19 protein-coding genes are annotated in these 26,304 nt (G+C 61.9%); 4 read left to right on the forward strand and 15 right to left on the reverse strand.

All coding sequences use genetic code 11. The annotated features are described in order from the left end of the window. Positions 1 to 123: 123 nt before the first annotated feature. Positions 124 to 2,826, forward strand: a complete 2,703-nt coding sequence (locus tag KVT38_RS18405; protein ID WP_217595205.1) for a winged helix-turn-helix domain-containing protein — start codon at positions 124 to 126, stop codon at positions 2,824 to 2,826. A 144-nt stretch (positions 2,827 to 2,970) separates the two neighbouring features. Then, positions 2,971 to 3,636 carry a hypothetical protein gene (locus KVT38_RS18410; protein WP_217595206.1) on the forward strand — a complete coding sequence of 222 codons (666 nt, stop codon included), beginning with the start codon at positions 2,971 to 2,973 and terminating at the stop codon, positions 3,634 to 3,636. A 95-nt stretch (positions 3,637 to 3,731) separates the two neighbouring features. Here the strand turns inward: KVT38_RS18410 and KVT38_RS18415 are convergent, their stop codons facing one another. The 11 genes from KVT38_RS18415 to KVT38_RS18465 all read right to left on the reverse strand — a co-directional run bounded on the left by KVT38_RS18415 (position 3,732) and on the right by KVT38_RS18465 (position 19,067). Beyond that, complete coding sequence (locus KVT38_RS18415; protein WP_217595207.1) at positions 3,732 to 5,228, reverse strand: type 2 periplasmic-binding domain-containing protein; 1,497 nt, start codon at positions 5,226 to 5,228, stop codon at positions 3,732 to 3,734. Positions 5,229 to 5,350: 122 nt separating this feature from the next. Next, on the reverse strand, positions 5,351 to 6,286 hold the full coding sequence (locus KVT38_RS18420; RefSeq protein WP_217595208.1) for a carbohydrate ABC transporter permease: 936 nt from the start codon (positions 6,284 to 6,286) through the stop codon (positions 5,351 to 5,353). Between the two features lie 19 nt (positions 6,287 to 6,305). Continuing rightward, on the reverse strand, positions 6,306 to 7,253 hold the full coding sequence (locus KVT38_RS18425) for an ABC transporter permease (RefSeq protein WP_217595209.1): 948 nt from the start codon (positions 7,251 to 7,253) through the stop codon (positions 6,306 to 6,308). A 743-nt stretch (positions 7,254 to 7,996) separates the two neighbouring features. After that, entirely contained in the window at positions 7,997 to 9,718 is a 1,722-nt protein-coding gene (locus KVT38_RS18430) for a response regulator transcription factor (RefSeq protein WP_217595210.1), read from the reverse strand. After that, positions 9,715 to 11,562, reverse strand: a complete 1,848-nt coding sequence (locus KVT38_RS18435) for a cache domain-containing sensor histidine kinase (RefSeq protein ID WP_217595211.1) — start codon at positions 11,560 to 11,562, stop codon at positions 9,715 to 9,717. Before KVT38_RS18435 ends, KVT38_RS18430 begins: the two co-directional genes overlap by 4 nt. A 1-nt stretch (position 11,563) precedes the next feature. Then, positions 11,564 to 13,093 (reverse strand): extracellular solute-binding protein, encoded by a 1,530-nt coding sequence (locus KVT38_RS18440; protein WP_254639335.1) that lies wholly within the window; start codon positions 13,091 to 13,093, stop codon positions 11,564 to 11,566. Between the two features lie 543 nt (positions 13,094 to 13,636). Beyond that, positions 13,637 to 14,341 (reverse strand): YjgB family protein, encoded by a 705-nt coding sequence (locus tag KVT38_RS18445; protein WP_217595212.1) that lies wholly within the window; start codon positions 14,339 to 14,341, stop codon positions 13,637 to 13,639. Positions 14,342 to 14,368: 27 nt separating this feature from the next. Further along, positions 14,369 to 15,478: a copper amine oxidase N-terminal domain-containing protein gene (locus KVT38_RS18450; RefSeq protein WP_217595213.1), complete on the reverse strand. Its 1,110-nt coding sequence runs from the start codon at positions 15,476 to 15,478 to the stop codon at positions 14,369 to 14,371. A gap of 13 nt (positions 15,479 to 15,491) precedes the next feature. Beyond that, positions 15,492 to 16,697 carry a TolB family protein gene (locus KVT38_RS18455; protein ID WP_217595214.1) on the reverse strand — a complete coding sequence of 402 codons (1,206 nt, stop codon included), beginning with the start codon at positions 16,695 to 16,697 and terminating at the stop codon, positions 15,492 to 15,494. 169 nt (positions 16,698 to 16,866) lie between these two features. Further along, positions 16,867 to 18,375 (reverse strand): sensor histidine kinase, encoded by a 1,509-nt coding sequence (locus KVT38_RS18460; RefSeq protein ID WP_217595215.1) that lies wholly within the window; start codon positions 18,373 to 18,375, stop codon positions 16,867 to 16,869. Next, entirely contained in the window at positions 18,372 to 19,067 is a 696-nt protein-coding gene (locus KVT38_RS18465) for a response regulator transcription factor (RefSeq protein WP_217595216.1), read from the reverse strand. The genes KVT38_RS18460 and KVT38_RS18465 overlap by 4 nt, the downstream gene beginning before the upstream one ends. A gap of 291 nt (positions 19,068 to 19,358) precedes the next feature. On the opposite strand from KVT38_RS18465, the gene KVT38_RS18470 reads away from it, so the two are divergent. Both KVT38_RS18470 and KVT38_RS18475 read left to right on the forward strand, forming a co-directional pair. Beyond that, positions 19,359 to 21,347 (forward strand): exosporium glycoprotein BclB-related protein, encoded by a 1,989-nt coding sequence (locus KVT38_RS18470; RefSeq protein WP_217595217.1) that lies wholly within the window; start codon positions 19,359 to 19,361, stop codon positions 21,345 to 21,347. A 139-nt stretch (positions 21,348 to 21,486) separates the two neighbouring features. Further along, positions 21,487 to 22,659: an acyl-CoA dehydrogenase family protein gene (locus KVT38_RS18475; protein ID WP_217595218.1), complete on the forward strand. Its 1,173-nt coding sequence runs from the start codon at positions 21,487 to 21,489 to the stop codon at positions 22,657 to 22,659. Between the two features lie 14 nt (positions 22,660 to 22,673). Here KVT38_RS18475 and KVT38_RS18480 read toward each other — a convergent pair whose 3' ends face one another. The 4 genes from KVT38_RS18480 to KVT38_RS18495 form a co-directional block, all read right to left on the reverse strand. Beyond that, a complete protein-coding gene (locus KVT38_RS18480; RefSeq protein WP_217595219.1) occupies positions 22,674 to 23,108 on the reverse strand; it encodes a hypothetical protein in 435 nt (144 codons plus the stop codon). 150 nt (positions 23,109 to 23,258) lie between these two features. Beyond that, positions 23,259 to 24,428, reverse strand: coding sequence for an MFS transporter (locus KVT38_RS35560; RefSeq protein ID WP_217595220.1), 1,170 nt, complete (start codon positions 24,426 to 24,428; stop codon positions 23,259 to 23,261). 46 nt (positions 24,429 to 24,474) lie between these two features. Further along, positions 24,475 to 25,707, reverse strand: coding sequence for a M20 metallopeptidase family protein (locus KVT38_RS18490; protein ID WP_217595221.1), 1,233 nt, complete (start codon positions 25,705 to 25,707; stop codon positions 24,475 to 24,477). Positions 25,708 to 25,908: 201 nt separating this feature from the next. Continuing rightward, on the reverse strand, positions 25,909 to 26,304 hold a 396-nt coding region (locus tag KVT38_RS18495), incomplete at its 5' end, for an oligopeptide/dipeptide ABC transporter ATP-binding protein (protein ID WP_217595222.1).

The raw sequence follows: 26,304 nt of genomic DNA on the forward strand, positions 1-26,304 counted from the left end.
CAGGAGAACCATGTCGGGGCGACTCGGCATGGTTTTCTTCGGCTTAACTTGCAGTGGAGAAAAGAAGCCATTCAAGCTATCCTATTGGATATGAACCGATAGAATGGGGACAAACGTCCGATCATGAATGCGCAGATCATAACCACGAAGCTGTATATCCCCGTGTCCCGGTCCAAGACCGTTCCACGGCCGCGTCTGTTGGAGCGGTTAAACGAAGGTCTGGACCGCAAGCTCACTCTCGTCTCCGCCTCCGCCGGGTTCGGCAAAACGACGCTGGTCGCCGAATGGGCCGCCGGCTGCGGCCATCCCGTCGCTTGGCTTTCCTTGGACGAACGGGATAACGATGCCGCGAGTTTCCTGGCCCATCTTGTCGCCGCGGTGAACAGGATGGCCGAGTCTATCGGAGGAGACGCTGCTCCCCCGCGCATATCGCCGCCATCGTCAACCGACACCGCGCTGACCGTCCTGCTCAATGAGACCGCGGCCTTCCCGGTCCCTTTCGTACTGGTGCTCGACGACTTCCATGTCATTCGCGCGAAGCCGATCGACGATGCGGTCGCCTTCCTGCTTGAGCATCTTCCCCCGCAAATGCACCTCGTCATCGCGACCCGGGAAGATCCGCAGCTGCCGTTAAGCCGGTTGCGCGTACGCGGCGACTTGACCGAGCTGCGCGCTGCGGACCTGCGCTTTTCCGCCGGCGAAGCGGCCGCATTCCTGAGCGAGGCGATGGGCCTGGCGCTATCGGCGGACGATATCTTCGCATTGGAGAGCCGTACCGAAGGCTGGATCGCGGGGCTCCAGCTGGCTGCGCTCTCGATGCGAGGACGCGAGGACATTCCGGCATTCATTCGCGCGTTCACCGGTGACAACCGGTACATTCTCGACTATCTGGTCGATGAGGTTTTGCGCCGTCAACCAGCGCCTATCCGGAATTTCCTGCTGCAAACCTCGATTCTCGAACGGCTGTCCGGACCGCTGTGCGACGCTGTCACCGGCGAAGGGGAAAGCGGCGCGCGCTTGGAAGCGCTGGAGAAGGGTAATTTTTTTGTCGTTCCGCTGGATGACAGGCGCGAGTGGTATCGGTACCATCACCTCTTCGGCGAAGTGCTGGCCGCGCACTTAAAGTCGGATCAGCCGGATCGGGTACCCGAGCTTCATCGGCGTGCGAGCCTGTGGTATGAAATTCACGGCTCGGCGGCCGATGCGATCCGTCACGCCCTGTCGGCAGGCGATGTCGCGCGGGCGGCGGACCTGATCGAGCTTGCCTGGCCGGAGATGCGAAGACTTAGGCAAGGGCTCGCGGTACTGGGCTGGCTGAAGGCGCTGCCGGACGAGCTGGTGCGCCGCAGGCCCGTCCTGAGCGCCGAATTCGCCTGGGCGCTCATGGCCGGCGGGGAGTTCGGGGCCGTCGAGGAGCGCTTTCGGGACGCGGAACGCGGGTTGGAGACAGCCGCGGATATCCACGCGAGCATGGCCGACAGGGTCGTTGTGGATCAAGCGGAATTCGAGCGCCTTCCGGGCACGATCGCCGGCTATCGCGCCGCGCGCGCCCAAGTGCTGGGCGATATTCCGGCAGCGATCCGATATGCGCGGCAGGTCCTCGACCTCGTGCCGGAGGGCGACCGTCTTCGGCGCGGTGCGGCGGCGGCGCTCCTGGGGCTGGCGGCGTGGACGAGCGGCGATCTCGAGACCGCGTACCGGTTGTTCGATGAGGGCATGGCCGGCGTACTGCTGGCCGGAAATATATCGGACGCGATCGGGGGCGCGATCGCCTTGGCCGATATCCGGATCGCGCAAGGCCGGCTGCGCCAAGCGATGAAGGTCTACGAGCGAGGCTTGGCGCTGGCCGAGGAGCATGGCGAGCGTATGTCGCGGGGGGCGATCGATATCTACGTGGCGAAAAGCGAGCTCAGCCGCGAGCGCAACGATCTTCAGGCCGCCGCGAAGCTGCTGCTGACGGGCAAGGAGCTGAACGAGCGCGCCCTTCGCCCGCAGATCGGCTATCGCTGGCACGTCGCCATGGCCCGGCTCGCGGAGGCGAACGAAGACCTGAACGGCGCGCTCGCGTTTCTCCAGGAGGCCGAGCGGCTGTATAGAGGCCATTTTTTCCCCAATGTGCGTCCGGTCCCGGCGATAAAAACGCGGGTTTGGCTCGCGATGGGGCGGCTGGAAGATGCTCTCGATTGGGTGAGGGAGCAGGGACTGTCCGCCGAGGACGAGCTCTCCTATCTGCGCGAATTCGAGCACGTCACGCTCGCTAGGGTGCTCCTGGCGAAGTACATGCACGATCGCACCGACCGCTCGATCAGGCAGGTGTCGGTTCTATTGGAGCGCCTGCTCCAAGCGGCAGAGGAGGGCGGGCGAACGGGGAGCGCGATCGAGATTCTGATCCTGCAGGCGATGGCCCATGATGCCCAAGGCGACCGTTCTGCTGCGCTGGGGCCGCTGGAACGCGCGCTGACCTTTGCGGAAGCGGAAGGCTATGTCCGCGTTTTCGCGGACGAAGGCTCGCCCATGGCCGCCTTGCTTGAAGCTGCCCTGAAGCAGGGAGTCTCCCCGGGTTATATCCGCCGGCTGCTATCCGCGTTCGGCAGTGCCGAGAACGGCGCGACGCACAAGCGGCAGGCGTTAAGCGAGCCGTTGAGCGATCGGGAGCTGGAGGTGCTTCGGCTGTTCCGAACCGAGCTGAACGGACCGGATATCGCCCGCATGCTCCATATCTCTCTGAACACCCTGCGGTCCCATACAAAAAATATATATAGCAAGCTTGAGGTGAACAACCGTCGCGCCGCGGTTCGGCGGGCGGATGAGCTCGAATTGGACTAGCGCGCCTCCCCCTACAGTCCCGTTTTCGGTCGGTTTAGCGACCGCCGCGGGGCTTTTTTGCTGCAAAATCACCACATGTGGTGATGCGTACTCCTCGCGCGAACAGGTATCTTAACCTTAACAGAAGAACGAGGAGACGAATCGATGAACGCGAACCGCACAACTACAGGAAACAACAAGATCACCACCCCCGGCCTCATTCGTTGGTCAGGCGTGGCGGCTATGCTGGCAGGGATCCTCTTTATCGTCATACAGATGATCCATCCGGCCGACGTTCTCTCGTCCGTAACGACCGACGCATGGGCCACAGCCCATTATTTAACCATTCTGATGAGCCTCCTCGCCTTGGCCGGCATCACAGGGATTTACGCCAGGCATGTCGAGAGGGCCGGATGGCTGGGTCTGGCAGGTTATCTCCTGTTCAGCCTCGAGTTTGCGCTTCTCATGGCGCTTACCTTCATCGAAGCTTTTATTTTGCCGCTGCTGGCGACCGACGCGCCGACGATCGTGGAAGGATTCCTGGGGCTCTCAAGCGGAGCGGGCAGCAAGGTTGACCTTGGCGCGCTTGCCGTCGCGGGACCGGTATCGGCGGTCGCGTACTTGCTCGGCGGTCTGCTGTTCGGCATCGCCACGTTCCGCGCCGGCATTCTGTCGCGCGGCGCGGCTGGCTTGCTCGCCTTCGGAGCCGTCGCGTCTCTAGCCGCAGCCGTGCTTCCGCACGAGCTCGGGCGGCTCGCGGCGGTGCCCATGGGCTTGGGGCTGGCCTGGCTGGGTTATTCGCTTTGGTCTGAAAAGCGACAGGCTGCCTAGACGCTTAATGAAGAATAGGAGCCGGCCATCTTCCGCCTGCAGCATCGCTGCAGGCAGAAAATGAACGGCTCCTTTCTCTGGCGCTTTCGCTTGCGTTAAGACTTCGCGCTCTTATACCAATCGTTCGCGCCCTTGGTCATTTCGTCGCCGCCTTGCTCCTTCCATTCGTTCACGAAGGCGTCGTAGTTGGTCAGCGGCTCCGTGCCGGAGATGAAGTTGACCATCCAGTCGACCTGCAGCTGCAGCAGATTCAGCTTGTTTTTGGCCACCTCGGGAATCGGCGGGGCGAGTGCGATCGGGTCTGTGACGATGAGGCCCTCGGCGTTCTTCTGCATGTTTTCGAAATAGGCCTGCAGCGTCGGATCCTTGCGGACGCGTGCCGCCCAGTAGTCGGGGTAATGCGTCTCGTCGACGCCGGTCATCAGGACGCTGGCGTTGCTCAGGTCATCGTTGAACTTCGGCAGGATCGGATAGTACTTGCCGTCCTTGACCTCGTGGTGGACGCCTTCCTTGCCGATCGCGAGCTCTTTGAACACGTCCGGCTGGAGCTTGGCATCGAGCAGCTTCACGGCATCGTCCTTGTGCTTGGCGTACTTCGGCACGACCGCGTACCATGTCGTCCCGCTGGCCGCGAACACCGTCGCCTTGCCTGTCTTGTCCTTCAGATACGGCACGAGCGATACCTTCGCGTTCGGCTCGTTGGCCATAAGCGCGTTGATGGCATTCGGCGCGTTGTACCACGCCAGCTTGAACATCGCGGCCTGGCCGTTGGCGAACTTCTCCATGACCTTGGCGGCCGTGTTGAGCGGCAGCTCAACGTCCAGCAGCCCTTCTGCGTACAGCTTGTTCATGTAGGCCAGAAAGTCCTTCATCTGCGGCGTCTCGATCTGATGTACGAGCGTGCCGTTCTGGTCCACCCAGTCGGTCGTGACGCCGAACGCGGCGGCGATGTCGCCGAGCAGCGAGCTGACCGCCTCTTTGCTGCCGGTGAGCGGGATGACGTTCTTTTTCTCCTTGATCGTCTTCAGCACGGTGTACAGCTCGTCGGTGTTCGTCGGCATCTTAAGGCCCAGCTCATCGAGCCAATCTTGCCGCACAACGAGCTCCTCGCTGACGGCCACGCCCGACCCGGTCTCCGGGATGCCGTAGATTTTACCGTCGATCTTGGCGCTCTCCCACGACTTCTCCGAGATCGCCGTCTTGATGTTGCCGCCGAACTGTTCGATCCGGTCGTCGAGCGGCTCAAGCGCGCCGGTGCTGGCGAGGTTGTAAAACTGCGGCGCGCTCAGCTTCATAAGATCGTAGGGCTCTTTGTTGATGACGAGCAGGTTCAGCTTCTCGTCGGCGTTTTCGGCCGGCAGCATATCGAACTTGATCGGATAACCGGTGAGCGTGGACACGGCCTTCGCCGAGTAGTCCTGGTTCGGGTCGAACCGGCTGTACTGCATCAGCATCCGCAGCTCCGGCTTGTCGCCTTTCCCGCCCGACGACGAGGACGAACCGGCCTCATTGTTCGAATCGTTCCCTCCGCAGGCCGAGACGGCTGTCGCCAGGAGCGCCCCGAGCAGCAACACAGACAACTTTTTGACCATACATTGATCCCCTCCGTTTGATGAATCCGTGGTTTGGCAGTTACTGGCTTGGCAGACGCGAACCTTGGGCACGTTCCCGGCATCACCACCCGCACGTCGTTATGAAAAATGCTGCGCTTGTCTCACTCCTTGACCGAGCCGACCAGCACGCCTTTTACGAAGTATTTCTGGAGAAACGGATATACGAGCAGGATCGGGATCGTCGCGAGCAGCACCGATGCGGCCTGAATGGACTGCGGCGCGGTGTTCATCGCCTGGTCGGGATCCATCGTCGCGTTGCGCAGGAAGTCGCTGGAGGACGCGAGCAGTTCCTTGAGGAACAGCTGCAGCGGCTTCAAGCCCGGATTCGAGATGTAGATCATCGCGTTGAAGTAGTCGTTCCAGAAGTAAACGGCGAAAAATAACGCGATCGTGGCGAGCACCGGCAGCGAGAGCGGCAGATAGATCGCGTAGAGAATTCGGATGTTGCCGGCGCCGTCCAGCTTGGCGGACTCCTCGAGGCTGTCGGGGATGCCCTCGAAGTAATTTTTGATGACGAGCATGTTGAAGACGTTGACCATCGCGGGCAGGAACAGCACCGGCAGCGTATTGACCAGGTGCAGGTTGTGCATCAGCAGGTAGGTCGGGATCAGTCCGCCGCTGAACAGCATCGTGAAGATGAACAGCAGCAGCAGCCACTTGCGGCCGGCGAGTCGCGGCTTGGACAGCGGATAGGCGGTGAGCGTCGTCAGCAGAAGGCTGCATGCGGTGCCGATGAGCGTCAACGTGACCGACGTGCCCAGCGCGTCAAGGAAGGCCGCGTCCTGCAGCACGAAGCGGTACGTGCCGAACTGGAAGCCGACGGGCAGCAGGCCCACGATGCCGGAGACGACGGCTTCCTCGCTGCTGAGCGACTTGGCCAGCAGATTGACGAAGGGCAGCAGGGTCGTGAGCCCGATCAGCGTGAACAGCGTGTAGTTGCAGACGTCGAACAGCTTCTCGGGGCCGGATTTGCGGATCTTGCTCGAACGGCGGGCAGGGGGCCCCGTCAGCGCCGATTTGGTCGTCAGGCTGCTCATGTGCGCTTCTCCTCCTCGTTCACCAGATGCCGCGGCGCAGGTATTTTCGGCTCAAATAGTTGCCGCCGATGATCAGCGCGAAGCCGATGACGGATTCGAACAGGCCGACGGCCGTCGTGAAGCTGTACTCCTGCTTGCCGAGTCCCATCCGGTAGACGTAAGTGCCGATGATATCGGCGGATTTGTAGACGGTCGAGTTGTACATGGCGAGGATCTGTTCGGTATCGCCGGCGAAAATGCTGCCGAGACGCAGGATCAGCATCAGCACGATGATCGGCGCGATGCCGGGCAAGGTGATGTGCCAGATCTGCCGCAGGCGGCTCGCGCCGTCGATCTTGGCCGCCTCGTACAGGCCCGGATCGATGGTCGAGAAGGCGGCGAGGTAGACGATCGTGCTCCAGCCGGTCTCCTTCCAGCCTGCGGTCGCGACGAGCACGCCGCGGAAGTAATCGTTGCTGAGGAAAAAAGGAATCGGGTCGGCGCCGAGCTGGCTGAGCAGCTTGTTGACGAGACCGCCGTTGATCGAGAGCAGGTCGATGAACAGGCCGCTGACGATGATCCACGACAGGAAGTGGGGAAGATAGACGACGGTCTGGACCGATTTGCGAAAAGCCATGTTCTTCAATTCGTTCAGCAGAATGGCGGCGACGATCGGCAGCGGAAACAAAAAGACGAGCTTCAGCAGGCTGATCGCAATGGTGTTGACGAATACGTGGAGGAAGTCGTCGGACGTGAACAGCCTTCTGAAGTTGTCCAATCCGACCCATTCGCTGCCGGACATCCCGTCGAAGATGCGAAAGTCCTGGAAGGCGATCAAAATGCCGTACATCGGCACGTACTTGAACAACAGCAAGACGGCGATTCCCGGCACCAGCAGCAAGTACAAGTCCCAATCGGCACGAATGCGGCCGCGATTGGAGCGGCGAGCCGGCGCGGACGCGGCGGAGTTGCGGTTGCGGGAAGCCATACAATTCCCCCTCTCGGCAAGCTTGTAATCGTTTGCGTTGCCTTTAAGTGTAGGGGAGAACGCGGGGTCTTTATAGGCGAGAGCGATGACCGTTTTTGGTAATTTGATGCCGCATCGGGGGGAGGATGGGGGAGTGAATGGTTGGATAGGAGGAGGAGGAGGAGGAGGAGGTGCTAGCTGGGAACAAATTGCGCTTGAACGCTGACATCCAGGTGAAAGAGGTCTTGGCCAGGAACAAACTGTGATCCGTCGCAGTGCCTCGCGCCGAGGAAGTCCCAACCAGGAACAAACCACGCTTGAACGCGGGCCTCCAGGCGAGAGAAGTCTTCGTCAGGAACAAATCGTGTCCCGTCGCGGCTTCTCATTCCGAAGAAGTCTCAATGGGGAACAAACCGCGCCTCGACGCAGCTCCTCATGCCGCAGAAGTCCCAATGGGGAACAAGCCGCGCTTGCACGAAGACTTCCAGGTGAGAAAAGTCATCGTCAGGAACAAACCGTGCCACGTCGTGGCTCCTCGCGCCGAGGAAGTCCCAATGGGGAACAAGCCGCGCTTGCACGAAGACTTCCAGGTGAAAGAAGTCTTCGTCAGGAACAAATCGTGTCCCGTCGCGGCTCCTCATGCCGAAGAAGTCCCAATGGGGAACAAACCGCCAAGAGTTAGTGTGTTGTGGGAAAAATGCCGCACTTTTGCGCGATAGCCCGGCGACCTGTATAGGAGAAGCGGAGGCGGCAACCGCGCTGCATTATTGCTTCATGCCGCCCGGCGTCACGCCCCAGTATTTGCGGAACACTTTCGTAAAGTAGCTGACGTCGCGGTACCCGACCATGCGCGCGGCATCGTATACTTTGGCCCCTTCGGACAGCGCCGCTTTGGCTCGTTCCATCTTCTGCTCCAGCACGTAAGCGGAGAAGGTCTGGCCCATCTCCTGCTTGAACAGCCGGCTTAGGTAAGAGGAGTTGACGTACAGGCGATCCGCCGCGGTATGCAGTGTCACATCCTGGTCAATCTCGTCGCGCGCGATGTCGAGTAGCGTCTGCACGAAGTGATGGCGGCTCGACTTGCGGCGCTGCGCTTGGTAGGCGGCGATCTCGGCCACGCAGCCCTGAAGCCAGGCGCGGATTTTCTCCTTGGTCGGAAGCTGTGTCGTGTCGAGGAAAAAGGGAAAGCCGTTCTGCATGACGGTCTTGACCGCAAAACCTTGCTTTTGCACGAACCTGACGAGCAGGCTGCCCATATACAGGACGCCTTCGTGAATCTCGTCCGCCGTTCCGGCCGCGCCAAGACTTACGCTCCAGAGTCGCTCGAACGCCAGGTTCGCCGCCTCGGCATCGCCGAGCTCGAGCGCGACTTCGAGCGCTTTCTCGCCGCCTTCGGCGACGGCCGGGAGGACGATCCCGCCAGCCCCGGCCGTCCCCGCGCTTCCGGGAGCCCCGCCAGTCCCTTCATTCCCGGCGCCTCCAGCAGCCCCGCCGGCCCCGACCGTCCCGCCATCCCCGGCGCTCTCGACGATCGGGTCCTCGCGGTACGGAATGACGATGCCCGGCCCATAGACGAGCCGGTCCCGTAGCGCGCGGCCCGCTTCGTCGTACAGCCTGCCGAGCTCGCCGAGCGTGCCCGCCAGGCCGCTGATGCCCGCGCTGCACAGCAGCCGGAACCCGTCGCTCGCGCGGCCGATCAGCTTGTCCAGCAGCGCTTGCGGACCGACCAGCGCCTGCCGGGCATCGGCGCCTGGCGGCAGGACGAAGACGACGGCGAGGCTATCCTGCCCCGCCATGCAGAGCCAGCACGCGTCCTCGGGCAACAGCGACTGCGCCAGCAGGTACACCGAGAAGCGGGCGCGTGCCAGCTCGATCGCCTGCATAGGTTCCGGCGTCCGGTCCGGCGCTTCCTCCAGCGGCTCCGCGTCGACGACGGCCACCGCGAAAGATGCGCCCGATGGCCAAGCGAGCCCGTAATCGGCGGCGAGCCGTTCGGCTTCCCCTTGCGGGACGGATCCCCGCAGCAGCCGCTCCACAAAGCCGGATAGCAGCTGCGGCAAGTGATCTTGCCATTTTCGGCGCAGCAGCTCCGCGTCATAACGCCTGTTGAGCTCCTCGCGAAGCTGGTCTGCCGCGCCGACGACGGCTTCCAGAATCTCGCGGTCTCCCGCAGGCTTCAGCAGATACTGGGAGACGCCCGTCTCAACGGCCTGCTGCGCATAGGCGAAGTTGTCGTGCCCGCTGAGGATGATCGCTTTGACGAAGGCGTCGCGCTCCCGCAGCTTGCGCAAGAGCGTCAGCCCGTCCATCTCCGGCATCTGAACGTCGAGCAGCAAAATATCGGGCTTCTTGCGGTCAAACAGCTCCAGCGCCTCCGCGCCGTTCGCAGCGAGCGCTACCAGCTCGATGCCGTGCTCCTCCCAAGGGATGCCGCCGGCCAGCGACTGCCGCAGGCGGGCTTCGTCTTCTACGATCATGAGATTCATCCGAATTCCTCCTTTGCGCTAAGCGGGCTCTCTTGGTCCAGGGAAGCCCGGGCGTAGATGTCGCTTCGACATCTCGCGAGCGGCAGCGTTATTTGGACCGTCGTCCCCTGGCCTTCGACGCTGTCCACGGTCATATCCGCGTCAGGCCCATAGCAAAGCCGAATGCGCGTCATCACGTTGCGCAGGCCGAACAGGTCGGCGGTCTCCTCCTGCAGCAGCGACAGCGAACGGACGTTGCGCCGCTTGATGCGCTCCAGCTCTCCGCGAATGTACGCGAGCCGCTCTGGCGGGATGCCTTTGCCTTTATCTATCACCTCAAGCGTGAGCCACGCCCCGTCCGCGCGGCCTGAGACGATCAGCTTGCCGTCCTCCGCCAGCCCTTCCAAGCCGTGCAAGATCGCATTCTCGACGAGCGGCTGCAGGAGCAGCTTCATGATCGGCACCTCGCGCGCCTCCGGTTCGATCCGGTATTCGGCCTCGAAGCTGTCGAGCGTCTTCAGCTGCTGAATGCGCACGTAGTCGTGCAGATGCTCGACGCTCTCCTGAACGGTAATCACGTCTTTTCCTTTGTTCAGGCTGAGTCTGAAAAATTTCGACAAATGGAGCACCATCTCACCGATCTCTTCCGCCTCGTAGTTTTTGGACGTCCAGTAGATCGAATCGAGCGTGTTGTACAGGAAGTGCGGGTTGATCTGCGACTGAAGAAACTTCAATTCGGTCTGGGCCAGGAGCAACTGCTGCTCGTAATGATTTTCGATCAAATGCTTCTGATATTGGGCCATCTGATTGAACGACTTGGTGAGAAATCCGAGCTCGTCCTCGCGCTTGTAATCGATGCTCACGTCCAGGTTGCCGGCGCTGATCTGCTTCATGCCCTTCATCAGCTTCTTGACGGGGGAGGCGATGCCTTTGTGCACCGTCCAGGGAATGACGAAGGCGAGCGCGACGCTTAAAGCGACGATGAGGTACATATAGCCTTGGATTGATTCGGTCTTCCGGAACACTTCGCGCTTCGGCTGGACGATGGTCATCTGCCAATTGGAGTACCCGGAACGGATCGAGACCGACAGCAGGCCTGCGTTATGCCGCCGGGCAGCTTCCGCCGTCTTGGCGCTGCCGTCCCCGACGATCAGGTCGCCGTCCTGTCCGTACAGCGAAACGTAGGCGTTCGGGGACGGCAGCAGCGAGCGGACCATGGCGAGCAATTGGGCTTGGTCCAGCGAGAGCAGAAGCGCGTTGGGCGCCCTGCGCTGGTTGTACAGGTCCATCGAGCGGACGAGCGTCAGGCCGTCGCCGAGCAGCGATTCGCCGTCCGCGGCGGAGGGCTTGAGACCTCCGTTGCCGTGCTGGTAGAAGATGCCCGTGCCGATCCGGCCGAGCGTCCCCGACAGCCACCGGCGTTCGTCGTTCCCGAGCTGCCGCGATCCGTAGCCGGTCGTGAGCAGCGTACGGGAAGCGTCGTGATAGACGGACACCCGCCTGACGAACTGATTGCTCAGCTTGACGGTCGAGAGCTTGTCGAGCAGCTGGGCGAAGCCGATGACGGACGCGGGCGACAGCTTGGCGCCGCTCGCCTTGAGCTGCGCGATCATATCCGCGTCCGTGGCGATGATCGTGGACAGCTGCTCCACGTTCTGAAGCGTCAAGTCGAGGTTGTCCATCGTGGACGACAGCGCCGAGTGCGAGCGCTCGATCGCTTGGTCGTACAGGATGTTCTTGGACTGCTCGATTGCGTACATGCTGATCGCAGCGAGCGGAAGGAGCAGAATGAGAAAATAGCAGGTGAGGCGGAACTGGATGTTCTGGGCGTACAGCCCGCGTACGCCGCGCGCGAGAAGTCGCATGTCAACGCTCCGTTTCAGGCTTGGACTGGCGGTACCATTCGTTCACTTCGCGGGTCATGGCCTCGCCCCCTTGCGCATACCATTGCTTGACGTAGGTATCGAACGCGTTGAGAGGCGCCACGCCCATGATGAGGCTGTCGAATTCGTCCTGCAGCTGCTTAAGCAGCGCATCGGATTGGCCCATGGCCGGCGTCGGCATGCCGGCGAACGCATCGGGCATGACGTGGGCTCCGATGCGTTTCAAATTGTCGTTCAAGCGGAAAGGACCGAGAGAGTCCAGCCGCCGGGCGTTCAGCTCCGGATCGTAATAGTCCGCCAGCGACAGATAGACGCCCCGATATTGATGCATGTCGTGCAGGGCGAAGTCGGTGACCATCTTGCCGTCCTTCATCGTCCACACCTCGTTTTCAAAACCGAGCTTAAGCGTCTTGTAGCCTTCGCCTGCGATGAAGTCGAGCAGCCGGACGGCTCCTGCGGGGTTTGCGCTACCGGCAGGGACGACGTTGTAAGAGCGGATCGGGCTGTTGGCATAGACGCCTTGCTGGCCGCGCGGGCCCGTCGGATAGTCGAGGGCAATCCATTCCGCGTTCGGGTCGCGGTCCATGCTGATCTTGATCGGGCCTCTCGTATCGTACCAGGTCGCCGAATACAGTCCGACTTTTCCCGCTTCGATCTTGTCGGCCAGGCTCGCAGTTTGGTTAAGGGGATACATCGGGTCGAGCAGCCCTTCCCGGTACAGACGCGCGAGGAAGGCGAGACCTTCCTTCGCCTCGGGGAGCACGCTGCCGTAGACGAGCTTGCCGTCCCGTTCGACCCATTGCCCCGGCTGCGTGCCGAACGCTCCGAAGAAAGGGCTTGAGCGTCCCTGCTTCGCGGTCAGGACCAGGCCGTACGTATCGTCGACGCCATTGCCGTCGGGATCGTCCTTCGCGAACGCGCGGATCACCTCGTAATATTCGTCCAGCGTCTTCGGCGGCGCGAGCCCGAGCCGGTCGAGCCAATCCTTGCGCGCGTACATCAGCTCCGTCCCCTTCGCTTCAGCCAGGCTGGGGATGGCGTAGATCTTGCCGTCATAACTCACCTGGTCCCAGAGCGCCTTGGGGATATTGGCGAGCAGATGCTGGCCGTACTCTTGCAGCAGATCGTCGAGCGGGAGGAGATCGCCCTGTCTGGCGTAGTTGTCCATCCACACCTGGCTCGACGCGTTGATCAGGTCGGGGACGCTGCCGGACGCCATGATGACGTTCAGCTTTTCCTCGTAAGCATCCTCCGAAGGCAGCAGGACGTTCACGTCCAGGCCGGTGTTTTTTTCGATATAGTCGAGATACGGATTGCGGTTTTCGTTCATGCCTGCCGGGTAGGTCAAATCCATGCCGTGAATGACGATGGACAAGGCGGACGGGGGAGGGGATGCGACAGGCGTTGCGGGCTGCATATCGGAGCGCAGGCTGCAGCCGCAGACGGCCGTCAGCACAACTGCCAATAGCGATAACGGGATGCCGGACGTGCTCATTGACCTCATTCGTTCCATAGGGCGACTCCTTCCCAGCGGAGATATAAGGGCGAACGCGGCTTTTCATTGGACAGTACGTGTGCATGATTTGTTAAAACTATATCAAATCGCCGAGAAGCGTAAATTAAAATTTTGCTAAGGAAGGGGAGGCGCGCCGTTGGGGAACGGAAATAGGCCGGAGCGGAGTAGCAAATATGAACCTGGATCGCTATCGTGCAAAAGTGCATCATCCCAGAGCGGAACGGTGAAATTATGCGGCCTATCGTGCAAAAGTGCACGATAACCGTCCCCGCCATCCCAACGACCGGCCTACCGCGCAAAAGCGCACAATTTACTCTCAAAACACACCGGATCTCGGCTAGAAAGGGGATCAACCGCGCACTTTTGCGCGGTAGAGCGCCTGGATTCGCCTTTTTGGCTATGTACGGTGCACTTTGCACGATAGGCGAGACGGCGCTGGGCGAGTTGGGAGGCGATCCTGCACTTTTGCACGATAGGCGTCATTACGATGAAAAGCCACCAGGGCATTCGCCCTGGCGGCTTCTCCGATATGCGGGTCCGTTACCCCGCCATATTGTTGTGCGATCCCGTCTTCGAGAAGACCGAGATATGATCGACCTTGCCCGTGGACTTCGGAATGACGAATTTCAGCTGAAACTCCTTGCCGGTCTCGTAGACGTAAATGGTGTCGTCGCCGTTTTTGGTCGTGGACGACGGTTTGCCCAGCGTCTGCTCGATCTGCAGCAGCGTCAGCTTTTGCAGCTTGGCATCGCTCGAGCGGATGTCGAAGAGCTGGCTGCCTTTGTTGTAGCCGAATGCCGCATGGTGCTTGCTGTAGACGGCGTAGAAGCCTTTGCCCGCCATATCGTCCGAGTCGGCCTTGCCCCAATCGTCCCGCACGTCGTCGATGAGCGAATCGTGCGCGACGTACGGGATGCCGGGCGCCTTGCCTTCCTTGGCGAGCTTAAGCAGCTCTTTGATCTGAGCCGCGACTTCGGCCGAAATCTTGGTCGGCGCGGCCGAGGCCGGGGCCGATTCGCCCGCCGGCGCGCTCGCCGACGGGGAGGCCGCGGCATCGGTCCCACTGCCCGCCGAAGCCGAAGGCGAAGCGGGAGCCGATGCGGAAGCGGGAGCAGATGCGGAAGGCGATGCGCCAGTCGCGTTGCTTCCGCCAGACGAGGCCGATCCTGCGGAGTTGCATGCGGCCAGCACGAGCACGCTGGCCAGCGCGAAGCCGTAGGACGCCTTTTTGAATGATACCTTCATGATGCGGGCCTCCTTAGGATAATTGCCTTATTTCAGTTTGGCGACGCCGACGGCGATCTCCTGCATTTTGGCCTTATTCAGCGCGCCGTCCGGGGAGCTGATCGTCACGAACCGGTCGTCGAGCTTAAAGGTGAGCATGTCGGTGTCGGACGGCTTATACCACTTGGCTTGCACGCCGTTCGACAGGGTGACTTTCGTGCTGTCGTAGCCGTCCGAGTAATCGCGAGGCGATACGCCGACCATCATATGAGAAAAGAGGAAATTGACGCCGTCTCCGGTTGCTGCAGCTTGCTTGAAGGCATCGTCGCCGGCCATGAGCGTCGGTGCATAGGCGGTCGTGAAGCCGTCGAATCCGGCGAAGGCGTTCTTGATGGCTTTGAACTGCGCGTCGCTGTAGGAGACGATGGCCAGACCTGCGGTGCTGTCCGCTTGCTTGGCGACGCCGACGGCGATTTTCTCGAGCTGCGCCTTGTTCAGCGCACCGTCCGGGGAGCTGACCGTCACGAAGCGGTCGTCGAGCTTGAAGGTGAGCATGTCGGTGTCGGACGGCTTATACCACTTGGCCTTTGCGCCGTTCGACAGGGTCACGTTCGTGCCTTCGTACTCGAACGAATAGTCGCGAGGGGAGACGTTTACGATCATATGCGAGAAAACGAAGTTTACGCCGTCGCCGGTCGCAGAAGCCTGCTTATACGTATCGTTGGCCGCCATCAGCGTCGGCATATAAGGCGTCGTGAAACCGTCGAATGCCGCGAATGCCGTCTGAATCTCCTTGATCTGCGCCGTGGTATAGCCGATGCTGGCCAGATCCACGGATTGTGGAGGCGTATTCGGCTTATCCGTGGTGATCACGACCTGATTCGTCTTCGGGTCGAAGGTCAGTTGGACGTCCAGGGCGCCGGCCAGCGCGCGAACCGGGAGATACGTCGTGTCGTGGTACGTGATCGGGGTGAGCTTGTTGCCGTTCGCGTCCGTCGGGACGTAAGCGGAGCCGTTGACCTTGATGCCGATGCTGCTGTTTAGATAGGCCGTGATTTTCTGCATGTTCGTGCCTGCATAGACGCCTGCCGCGCCCGTGATCGTCATGCCAAGCACCATCGCGCCGAGTACCGATTTCTTCATCATCTTGTTATTCATGAGTTCCATCTCCTTAAGGGGTTTGTTGGTTTTTAAAATCGATGACTTCCGTGACGGGCAGGTCGCCCTTGCCTGAAGCGGTGACGCCTAGCCGCGTGCCGGAGGGGTTCCAGCTGAGCGGATATTGGGGAAAAGCGTTCGGGACGACGGGCACGACCGTGCCCGAAGCCGCGTCGAACACGTACACGCCGTTCATGCCGCTGCGGTCTTCCGCGTAAACGGCGAAGGCGAGCTTCACGGCATCGGCGGACCAGCTCATGTAGGGGATCAGGTCCCCTTTGCCGATCGCGGCGCCTTGCTGGCGTCCGTCCGCGCCGTAGAGGAGCAGCTGCGCTGCAGCTCCATCTTGGCCGGGGCCCGTCGATACGGCGATCGTGGCGCCGTCCGGCGCAATCTCGAAGCCGGATACGCCTGTGGCGAGCACGGTCGGCTTCGTCGCGGTCCCGTAGGCGAGCGTCTTCAGGTTCTGCGCCTGATCCGTGTAGTAGACGCGGCCGTGCGACGCCGTGAACTTCGTGAACAGTTCGATCTGCGGATCGTCGAGCGTCACCTTCGATACGGTGCCGTCCGTCTTGACGGCCAGGATGTCGCCGCGTCCTTCCATAGAGCCGGCCGCAAGAAGGTACGTGCCTTCGTCGACCCAGCCGCCCGACTCGAGATAGTTGGCGCCCGGGATCTCGGTCATGCCGCCGGTCGCGACGTTTTTGATGAAGTTGCGGGCCGTATATTTATCCTTCCACTGCTGTACGAAGGCGAATTTGCCGTCGGGAGACAGGGTTTCCTTCACAAGTGCAGCCGTGTTGCCTTCCGTTTCGGGCAGCTTTGCGGGCTTGCGGGCGTCGTTCGTCAGATCGACGATCTCGGCCGCATAGCTGAACTTCGCTTCTTCCGTGTCGGTACCCGGCTTTAAGAGCTTCGTCGTCGTGACCCGCAGCGCGTCGTCCGAGAGCCAGGCGTCGATCGCCGCGCCCTCGAAGCGATGGATGCGTTCGATCGCCACGTCGCTGCGCTTCGGCGCGTCCGTCTCCTTGACGACGGTCAGCTTGCGCTTGCCGCCGCCTGCGCCCTGCGCGGCGGACGCATCGTCCGTCTGCCCGGCGCTCGCGCCGGAGGCGACGGGGATCGGCTCGCCGTTTTTGGCGCTGCAGGCTGTCAGTTCGATGGCGAGCATGAGCAATAGCGTGAGCTTAACGGCGATCTCTCCTTTTTTGTTCGGCATGGACAGGTCCTCCTGACTGATGTGGATCTCGCCAGGGAGCAGCTGCGCCGCGGCGCTTCTACCGCGCTGCCCTGCGTCCGTCGTCCCTGTCTTGAGATCAGTATAGAATCGCGATATATCGAAGCCATATCCGGCTTGTATCGAAGTTGTAAACAATTCGCCGCGCCGTTTACGACTCGCGCTTCGGCTCCCGGACCGGCAGCTCGAGCGCGAATCGGGAGCCGTTCGGGCCGGACTCGACCAGCCTGACGGCGCCGCCCTGCTTCTCCGCGAGGCTGCGGACGAGCGACAGCCCGAGTCCGGTGCCGCCGGTGGCGCGAGAGCGGTCGCCGCTGACCGTGTAGAACGGATCGAAGACGCGCGGCTGCGCCTCCGGCGGAATGCCGCGGCCGGTATCGGCGACCTCGACGATCATGCGCGGCGCGCGAGTCGCGCTAGTCTCGCCCGCAGCCAGCCGATTGCTCAGCGCGACCGAGCCGCCCGGGACGTTGTACTTGACCGCGTTGTCGAGCAGGTTCAGTACGATATGCATGAGGTTGTCCGGATCCGCCCAGACGCTGCCTTCCTGGAGATCCAGCGTCAAGCGAATGCCCGCGGCGTCGGCTTTGACCCGGATGCGCTCGGCCGCTTCCTTTAATAAAGGCACGATCGACACCTGCTCCGCCTTCGTCTCGAAGTCGTACACGTCCATCGCGGACAGCTGCAGCGCCTTTTCGACCAATTCGTACAGCCGCGCGGCCTCCGCGCCGATGCGTTCCCTCGCTCTGCCGAGCAGCGCCGGATCGTCCGCGTACATCTCCAGCAGATCCGCATACGCACGAATCGAAGTGAGCGGCGTCTTCAGCTCGTGGCTGATGTTGCCGATGAACTGCTTCTGCTGGCGCTCAAGCTCCGTCAGCCGCGCGATCGCCTCCATGAGCTTGCGCTTCTCATCGTGAAGCTGCGCCACGGATGACGAGATGCTGCCGCTCATGTCGAAGATGCCTTCGGCCAGCTCGCCCAGCTCGTCCCGGCGCTTCACGGGCGCGGCTGACAAGTATTCGCCGCGTCCGATCTGTTGGGCCGCCCGGTTCAGCCGGCGAATGACGCTCACCTGTCGGCGGACGAAGAGATAGCCGACCAGGAAGCCGCCCGCGAGCACCGCGAGTCCCGCGTACAGGAACAGATCGCGGATGCGCTCGTAAAACGCGTTCTGGTCGGCGAGCGACGCGTGAAATTGAACCGTGCCGAGCAACTGGTCGGCATTGTAGAGCGGAGCGAGGTATAAGAGCGCGTCGCCTTCCGTAATATAAGCGGACATCCCCTGTGCGGTATAAGCGAGTGCGTCGGACGCGTCCGTGCGCGGCTGGATCGGCAGCGATGTGCCGGCGATCGCGCCGTCCGTATCGTAGAGCGTGACCGGCATGCCGCTTAGCTCGCCCAGGTCGACGGCCAGCCGCTGTGCGTTTTTCTCCATAAAGGGCTTCGCCTCGACGCGCTCGCCGGTCAGAAAGGCGTCGCGCACGCGCAGATTCGCGGCCTCCGCCTGGCGGGCGAACGTCTGCTCAAGCCGCTCCTTCTGGTCTTCCCGGATGCCGGACAGCACCTGCATGCTGAGCGCGGCGACGATCGCGGCCAACAGCAGCGCGAGCAGCAGCGACTGCTTGCCCTGCAGTCCGATGCGCACGCCCCGGCTCATTCGGACGGCCTGGCGCTCTTGTAGCCGACGCCGAAAACCGTCTGGATGAGGCTCTGCGCTTCGCCGAGCTTGCGCCGCAGCCGCTGGACGTGAATGTCCACCGTCCGCGTTCCTCCCGCAAAGTCCATGTCCCATACCAGCTCCAGCAGCGCCTCACGCGTATACACACGCTCGGGGTTCGCAGCCAGTAGCTTGAGCAGGTCGAATTCCTTCGGCGTCAGGTCGATCGCCTGCCCGTCCACGCGCGCCGTCCGCGCGATCGCGTCGATCGCGAGCGTGCCGAGGCGCACCGTTTCTGCCGCCGCAGGTGCCATCTGGGCTGGCGCGTGATCCTGCATTCTGCGGGCGAGCGCCTTCACGCGAGCGAGCAGCTCGCGGATGTCGAAGGGCTTCGTCATATAATCGTCCGCCCCCAGCTCGAGCCCGAGCACCTTGTCCACGATGTCGTTTTTGACGGTGAGCAGAAGGATCGCGGGACGCTCCCTGCCGTCCAGCTTGCGGCAAACCTCATATCCGCCCATACGCGGCATCATCACGTCCAGCACCATCACGTCCGGCCGCCACGCTTCCACTTTTTCCAACGCGTCGACGCCGTCGACCGCCGTGTCCACCTCATAACCCTCGCGCCCTAGCGCGTAGGCGACCGCCTCCGATATGCTCGCCTCGTCATCTACCACTAACACACGCACCATGCCGGTCCGCCCGCCCTTCCCCGATCGAATTTCTCTAATACCATTCATACCCCTAAACGGGTGGAACATGCAAAAAGGGTGCAAAGCAAGTCAGGTGGGTCGATTTAAAACTAGCATTCGAAGATTTTAATAGGTAGTTTCAGGAAACTAGAGCAATTAAATTTATATATAAATCTGTCGAATTTTTGTTAAACTCTTAACTAGGGTTTAGGAAAAATTTAGATTTCTAGATCTTGTCGGACTGATCGCAAAAATATCAAAAGTCATCGTCTGGAGGATGAATTCGTGGTAATGAAGAAAACGAAGTCCGCCGCGGGCTTGCTGCTGCTCGCCGCAACCCTGGTTGCCGCCCCCGTGAGCGCTGCCAGCGGCGTGACGCTCAACGTCAACGGCTCGAATATCAAGTACGAGGTGTCTCCCGTACTGGTTAACAACACTGTGCTGGTACCGATGAAGGACATTAACGGCACGCTCGGCACGAGCGTTAACTGGGATAATGCTTCACAGACGATTACTGCAGTCAAGGACGGCGTTAAGGTCGTAGTCAAGGTAGGCGAGAACACCGCTACCGTTACGACGGACAGCGGAGTTCAAACCGTCAGTCTGCAAGCGCCGGCACAGGTTACAGACGGTCGCGTACTGATTCCGATCCGCCTGTTCGCAACGGCTTTTGGCGCCGACGTTGGCTGGAACCAGAAAACGCAGACGGTTCAGCTAAGCTTTGGCGGCACCGCTGCTGGCGGTTCAACGGGCACGAAGGGCGAGACCGGCGCGAAAGGCGACAAAGGCGATAAGGGCGATAAAGGAGATAAGGGCGATACGGGGGCAACGGGCGCTGCCGGCTTGAAAGGCGCGGATGGGGTAGGTCTGAATGTGGCCGTCGATTATAGCGCGTCGGCCGCTGCAAGCTATGCGCAGTACCAAATCGTGCTGTATGACGGTTCGGTCTACATTGTGTTGAAAGCAGCACCCGTAGGCAAACCCGATACCTCGGCAGATTATAAGCTGATCGTGGCCAAGGGTGCCAAAGGCGATAAAGGGGATAAAGGCGACAAGGGCGATTCAGGCGAAAAGGGTGACCCAGGCACGCCCGGTCAGAATGGTGTCAAGGGCGATCCAGGCGAGAAAGGTGACGTCGGAACGCCCGGTCAGAAAGGCGACAAGGGCAATCCAGGCGAGAAGGGTGATCCTGGCACGCCCGGTCAGAAAGGCGACAAGGGCGATAAAGGCGAGACTGGCCCACAAGGCGCCAAGGGAGATACTGGCTCGGCAGGCGCGAAGGGCGATAAAGGCGACACGGGCGCAAAAGGTGACCAAGGCGACGTAGGCCCTGTCGGTCCTGCCGGTCCGACAGGCGCGAAAGGCGACACGGGCGCGAAGGGCGATCAAGGCGACGTAGGCCCTGCGGGTCCTGTCGGCCCGACCGGCGCGAAAGGGGATAAGGGCGACACTGGCGCAACCGGTGCTACCGGAGCGACTGGCGCGAAAGGGGCTGACGGCGCGGGCTTTGAAGGCGTAGAGGCATTCAACGCGGTGCAAGCTCCGTTGTATCCGAAATACCGAGTGGTAACTTATAATGGATCCACATATGTTGCACTGGTTGCAGGGCCAACAGGAACGCCGGATGCTTCTCCTGAATATCTGCTCATCGCAGCCAAAGGCGCGGATGGCGCCCAAGGCCCTGCCGGACCTGCTGGGGCAACCGGCCCGCAAGGCCCGAAGGGTGACAAAGGCGATACTGGCGCCCCAGGCTCTTCCGGCGCAGATACTATTATCCCCTACGCCTCCGGCCTGCCAGTAATGGTGACGACCATAGCGGGGGGACTTCAAGGCACGAGTGCATTGATCGGATTCGGCAACTCTGCCTCGGGAGTCCCTCTATTCGGCGGGAATATCGATCTCACAGGCGGACCAGGTACATTGTTGAACTTCGGCTTCAGTATGCCAAGAGACGGTACGATCACTTCAATCAGTGCTTTTTTTACCAACACTGCGGCGCTTTCTCTCGTCGGTACAACTGTAACCATTACCGCCCAGCTGTACTCGTCTTCAACGCCTAATAATGTATTCACGCCGATTCCTGGCGCAATGGTAACCCTGGCTCCTGGTTACTCAGGCGTACTGGCTTTAGGGTCAGTTACGACCGGAATCACGACGGGGCTCTCGATTCCCGTGACGACGCAGACACGTCTACTTATGGTCTATACGGCTACAGCAGCTGGCCTGAGCCTGGTAAATACCATACAAGGCTATGCTAGTGCAGGCGTGGCTGTTCGATAACATCTGAGTCTTGAATCCACCGACAGTCCTGCTTCCGCAGGGCTGTCTTTTTACACGATTGGCGCCGCTTGATCCGCCCCCCGGAACATGCTAGGCTCATAAGCAACGTACAGACAGAGACGAAGTGGAGGAATCGACGATGACGGACACCTTTGCGAGGACGGCGGCCGAGCGGGAGCGACTCGCGCTGATCGGAGAGATGGCGGATTCGTTCAAGCCGCTGGCCCAGGCCGTCGACGAGGCGGGCGGGTTCGCCTTCGAATCGGCGGAGAGGCTTAGGGCGTCGGGCTACACGACCTGGGCGGTGCCGGAGGCGTACGGCGGCGCGGGCATGTCGGTCTACGAGCTTGTCCTCTATCAGGAGCGGATCGCCATGGGCGACCCGGCGCTGGCGCTGGCGATCGGCTGGCATATGGGTACGGTCGGCGATTTGGCCGCCAAGAAGTCGTGGAGCGAGGACAAACTGGCACCGTTTCTGCAGGCGATTGCGGCGGGCAAGCTTATGAATCGCGCGGCAACGGAAAAAGGAACGGGCAGCCCGACGCGGGGCGGCAAAATGCAGACGACGGCCGAGCCGCATGGTGACGGGTATATGGTACGGGGACGCAAGACGTTCACGTCGCTCGCACCGGTGCTGGACCTGGTCGTCGTCAACACGACCCTGATCGAAGGGGATACGGAAGGGCCGGCCGACTTCCTGATCCCGATGGATGTGCCCGGCGTCTCCGTCGATCCGGTCTGGAACATGATGGGCATGCGCGGCACGGGCAGCCACGATCTCGTGCTGGACGAAGTCGTTCTGCCGGCCGAGGCGCTCGTCTACCGCGCGACCGCAGGCAAGCGCGCGGGGCAGGCCAACCCGCATCTGCTCCACGTGCCGGCCTGCTATCTCGGGGCTGCGCGCGCGGCGCGCGAAGAGGCACTCAATTTCGCAGCCTCGTACCAGCCCAATACGCTCGACCGGCCGATCATTCATCTGCCGCATATCGGCGCGCTCATCGGCGAGATCGACGTCGAGCTGGCGGCTGCGCGGCATTTTATGTATAGCGTCGCCTCGAAGTGGGAGCACGTCGTCGCCGACGAAGCCGCCGGCATCGCCGAGCTCGGCGCGGTCAAGGTCTTCGCGATCCGGACCGCGCTCTCCGTCGCCGACAAGGCGCTTCGCATCGCCGGCGCGCACGGGCTGGCCCAGACGCATCCGCTGCAGCGGCTTTTCCGCGACATCCGGTTCGGACTGTCCAATCCGCCGATGGAGGATTCAGTGCTGCGGTTGTACCACCAGCGCGCGATTCAGGAGACGACGCTTCCTTAACGACAGGGTCTGCTCTAATCCGAGAAAGCGATCGCGTTAAAGCTTTCCATGCCGATTCGCGTCGCTTCGGACGTGCAGAATAAAAATAAAGTATAAACGAGTTCGTTGGACGATGGATTAGGCACATTGTAGTCGGATGCGATAATCGTGACGACTTGTATCGGCGATACGGTGTTGCCGGTTCCGTAGAGCGCGTAGGCGACCGGCGTGCCCGTCAAGTCCGTCCCGCGTACGATGGCGATCGTCGTGACCGTATCGGGCGTTAAAGGTTCGGGCAGACGAAGCTCGGCGATAGCCGAGAACTGTACTCTGATGTTGCCGCTCGCCCCGGCGGTATTCAGGCCGACGACTCCGATCGGCGTAATCGTGTTCGCCGGCAGTATCGTCGTCGAACCAAGGTCGGAATAGCTTTTATTTTGCGAGGTTCTGGCATCCAATAGACGCGTCATGAAGTTACTCCTCCTTTGCTGAGTTGCACGATATGGTATGTGCGACCGCAAGGGATGGCTTGTGCATATCGTACGAACGGCGGAAAAATAGACTGAGTGGACGAAGCGGAGACGAGCGGAACGCGCGAATGAGTAAGCTGCAGTCGCACATCAAGCCAGCTTGCCGGCTTTGACATACCAGGCCGCTCCGAGCAGGGCGATGCCGGTCAGGATAAAGATGAAGGGAATGCCGGTCCAGCCGCCGAGCAGACCGCCGAGCAGCGGTCCTGCGACGATGCCGAACTGGCTGGCCGACTGGCTCAGGCTGACCGCGCGCCCGCGAAAATCCTTGTCGGCGTACTGGACGACGAGCGCGTTCATGGCGGGATAAACGGCCGCGAAGAAAAGCCCGTAGCCGAAGCGAAGCAGCGCGAAGCCGGCGATATTCTGCACGAAGGCCTGCAGCAAGCTGCCGATGCCGCCGCCCAGCAGTCCGATGAACAGCGTTTTGCTGTACCCGATTCTCCCGCCTGCTTTTCCCCAGTAAGGCCCCATGATCACCGTCGCCGCGCCGACGGCGGAGAAGACGATGCCCGAGCTAAGTGCGGCGTCTTTGGCGGCGGCGCCGATCCGCACGACGTATATCGTCAGCAGCGGTTCTATAATGAGCACTGATGTCGACACCGTCAGAATTAGCGCGTAGACGGCGGGCAGACCGGGCGTGGCGGCGGCGCGGCGGATGTCCTGCAGGACGCTCTGGCGAACCGGAGCGCGGCGCTCACGAACTTCCTTGACCGCCAGCACGAGGGCCGCGGCGATCAGCGTGATGATGCCCGACGCGATAAAGCAGCCCCGCAGGCCTACCCCATGCGCAAGCGCGCCTCCCGCCAGGGGTCCGAGGATGCTGCCGGCGGCCGTCGAAGTCGAGATGACGCCGAGGGCGTAGCCGACGTGCTTTTCGGGCGTGCGGGAGCCGACCAGCGTCAAGGCGGCGGGGCTGAAGCCGGCCATCAACCCTTGAAAGATCCGGACGAGGATAAACGAGAACGGGTCGTATACGAAGTAGTTGGCGAGATGCGCGAGTCCGAGGCCTACGCCGGAGCGCACGAGCATCGGCTTGCTGCCGAACCGATCGGCGAGCGAGCCCCAGAAGGGCGCGCACAGGCCGCTGATCAGGAAGCTGATCGAGATGGAGATGCCGGACCAGGCCTCCAGTCCGCGGCCGATGCCAAGATCGTGTTCGAGGAACAGCGGGAAAAAGGGGACGGACAGCGTATAAGCGAGATGGTTCAGAAATAAGCCGATCCATAGAATGTATAAGTTGCGTTTCCAATCGGGCACCGGGCCGCCTCCTGTTCGTGTGCGTCCCCGGCGCCTTTTTGCGCCGTCAGGACGTTGGACGTTCGGCCAGCGTCAGGGCCAGGAATAGCTTGCCGGCTTGCAGCAGCGCGCGCTCGTCGATATCGAAGCGGGGATGATGGTGCGGAAAATGAGTGCGTTCGTCCGCATTTCGCGCGCCGACATGGATAAACGCGCCCGGCCGCTGCTCCAGGTAGTAGGCGAAGTCCTCAGCGCCCATGACCGGTTCGAGCGCGATGAACGCCTCTTCGCCCAGCGCCTCTGCGATGGCCTGGCGGGCGGTCTCGGTTTTATTCGGATCGTTGACGAGCGGCGGATAGCCGTTCGCGTATCCGATCTCGCAGCGCGCGCCGCCGGCTGCGCTGATGCCTTCCGCAATCGCGCGCACGTCCGCCTCGATCTTCGCGCGCAGCGCCGGATCGAAGGTGCGCACGGTGCCTTCGATCTCGGCGACGCCCGCGATGACGTTAAAGGCCGTTCCGGCGCGAAACACGCCGACCGACACGACGGCGGACGCGAGCGGATTCACCCGGCGGCTGACGATCTGCTGCAGGCCGCCGACGATCTGGCTGCCGATGACGAGGGCGTCGACCGTGTCGTGGGGCCGCGCGCCGTGGCCGCCTTTGCCGATGACTTTGATCTTGAAGGCGTCGACCGCGGCCATCGCCGGGCCGGCGCGAAGACCGGCGCGGCCGAGCGGGATCTCCGAGGAGAGATGGATGCCGTAAACCTCGTCCACGCCGTCCAGGCAGCCGTCCTCGATCATGAACCGGGCGCCGCCCGGCGGCATCTCCTCCGCGTGCTGGAACAGGAGCACGATATTGCCCGCCAGCTCGTGGCGGTGCGCCTGCAGCACGCGCGCGACGCCAAGCAGCACGGCCGTGCGGCCGTCGTGGCCGCAGGCGTGCATCGCGCCGTCCGCCGTGGAGCGGTAGGGCGCGTCCTTCTCGTCCTGGATCGGCAAGGCGTCGAAGTCGGCGCGCAACGCCAACGTCGGGCCGGGACGCCCGCCGCGGATATAGCCCACTACGCCGCCGCCCGGCAAACTATCCGTGCCTTCTTTAGCGAGATCAAGCTCCTCCCGCCAGCCTACGCCCGTTCGCGTCTCGATTCCGAATTCCCGCAGCTTGTCCGCGACGAACGCCGGCGTGCGCCGCTCGGAGAACGAGACCTCGGGATGCCGGTGCAGTTCCCGTCGCCAGCCGACGATCTCCGTTTCCGCGCTCGCCAGCTCCTCGTACAGCCGATCCAGTAGACTCATATGAAAATCCTCCTTTGAAGTAAATCGCTCGTTTCGTCTACTTTCCCACTTTAACCGGCCTCTCTGCAAATTAGTTTTGTCGCTTGCACCTCGGTGCCGTTGAGAGGTGCCGCTCCTGCGGCGGATTCATCGCTTGCAGCGCTCGTCAGCGCCGAACGCGTCTCTCCAGCGGTGCTTTTCTCGCTTGCAGCGCCCAGTCGCCTACTGCAGCGAATAATGGCAGGCGACCGAGCGATCGCCGTCCAGCGGCAGCAGGTCGGGCGATTCTGACCGGCATCTGTCCGTCGCGAACGGGCAGCGGGTGTGGAATCTGCAGCCTGCAGGCGGACGCGCCGGGGACGGGATCTCGCCGCGGATGGCGGCGGGCTCGGTCCGAAGCCCCGGATCCGGGTGCGGAATCGAGTCGATGAGCGCTCGCGTATAGGGATGGGCCGGACGCCGGAACAGCTCGCGGCTCGGCGCAATCTCTACGATCCTGCCCAGGTACAGGACGGCGATCCGGTCCGAGATATGGCGGACGACGTGCAGGCCGTGCGCGATAAACAGGTAGGTCAGCCCCAACTTCTGCTGCAGGTCCTGCATCAGGTTGACGACCTG

Origin of the sequence: Cohnella sp. GbtcB17, from assembly GCF_019091135.1 — a bacterium.
In the GTDB taxonomy this organism is placed as follows: domain Bacteria; phylum Bacillota; class Bacilli; order Paenibacillales; family Paenibacillaceae; genus Cohnella.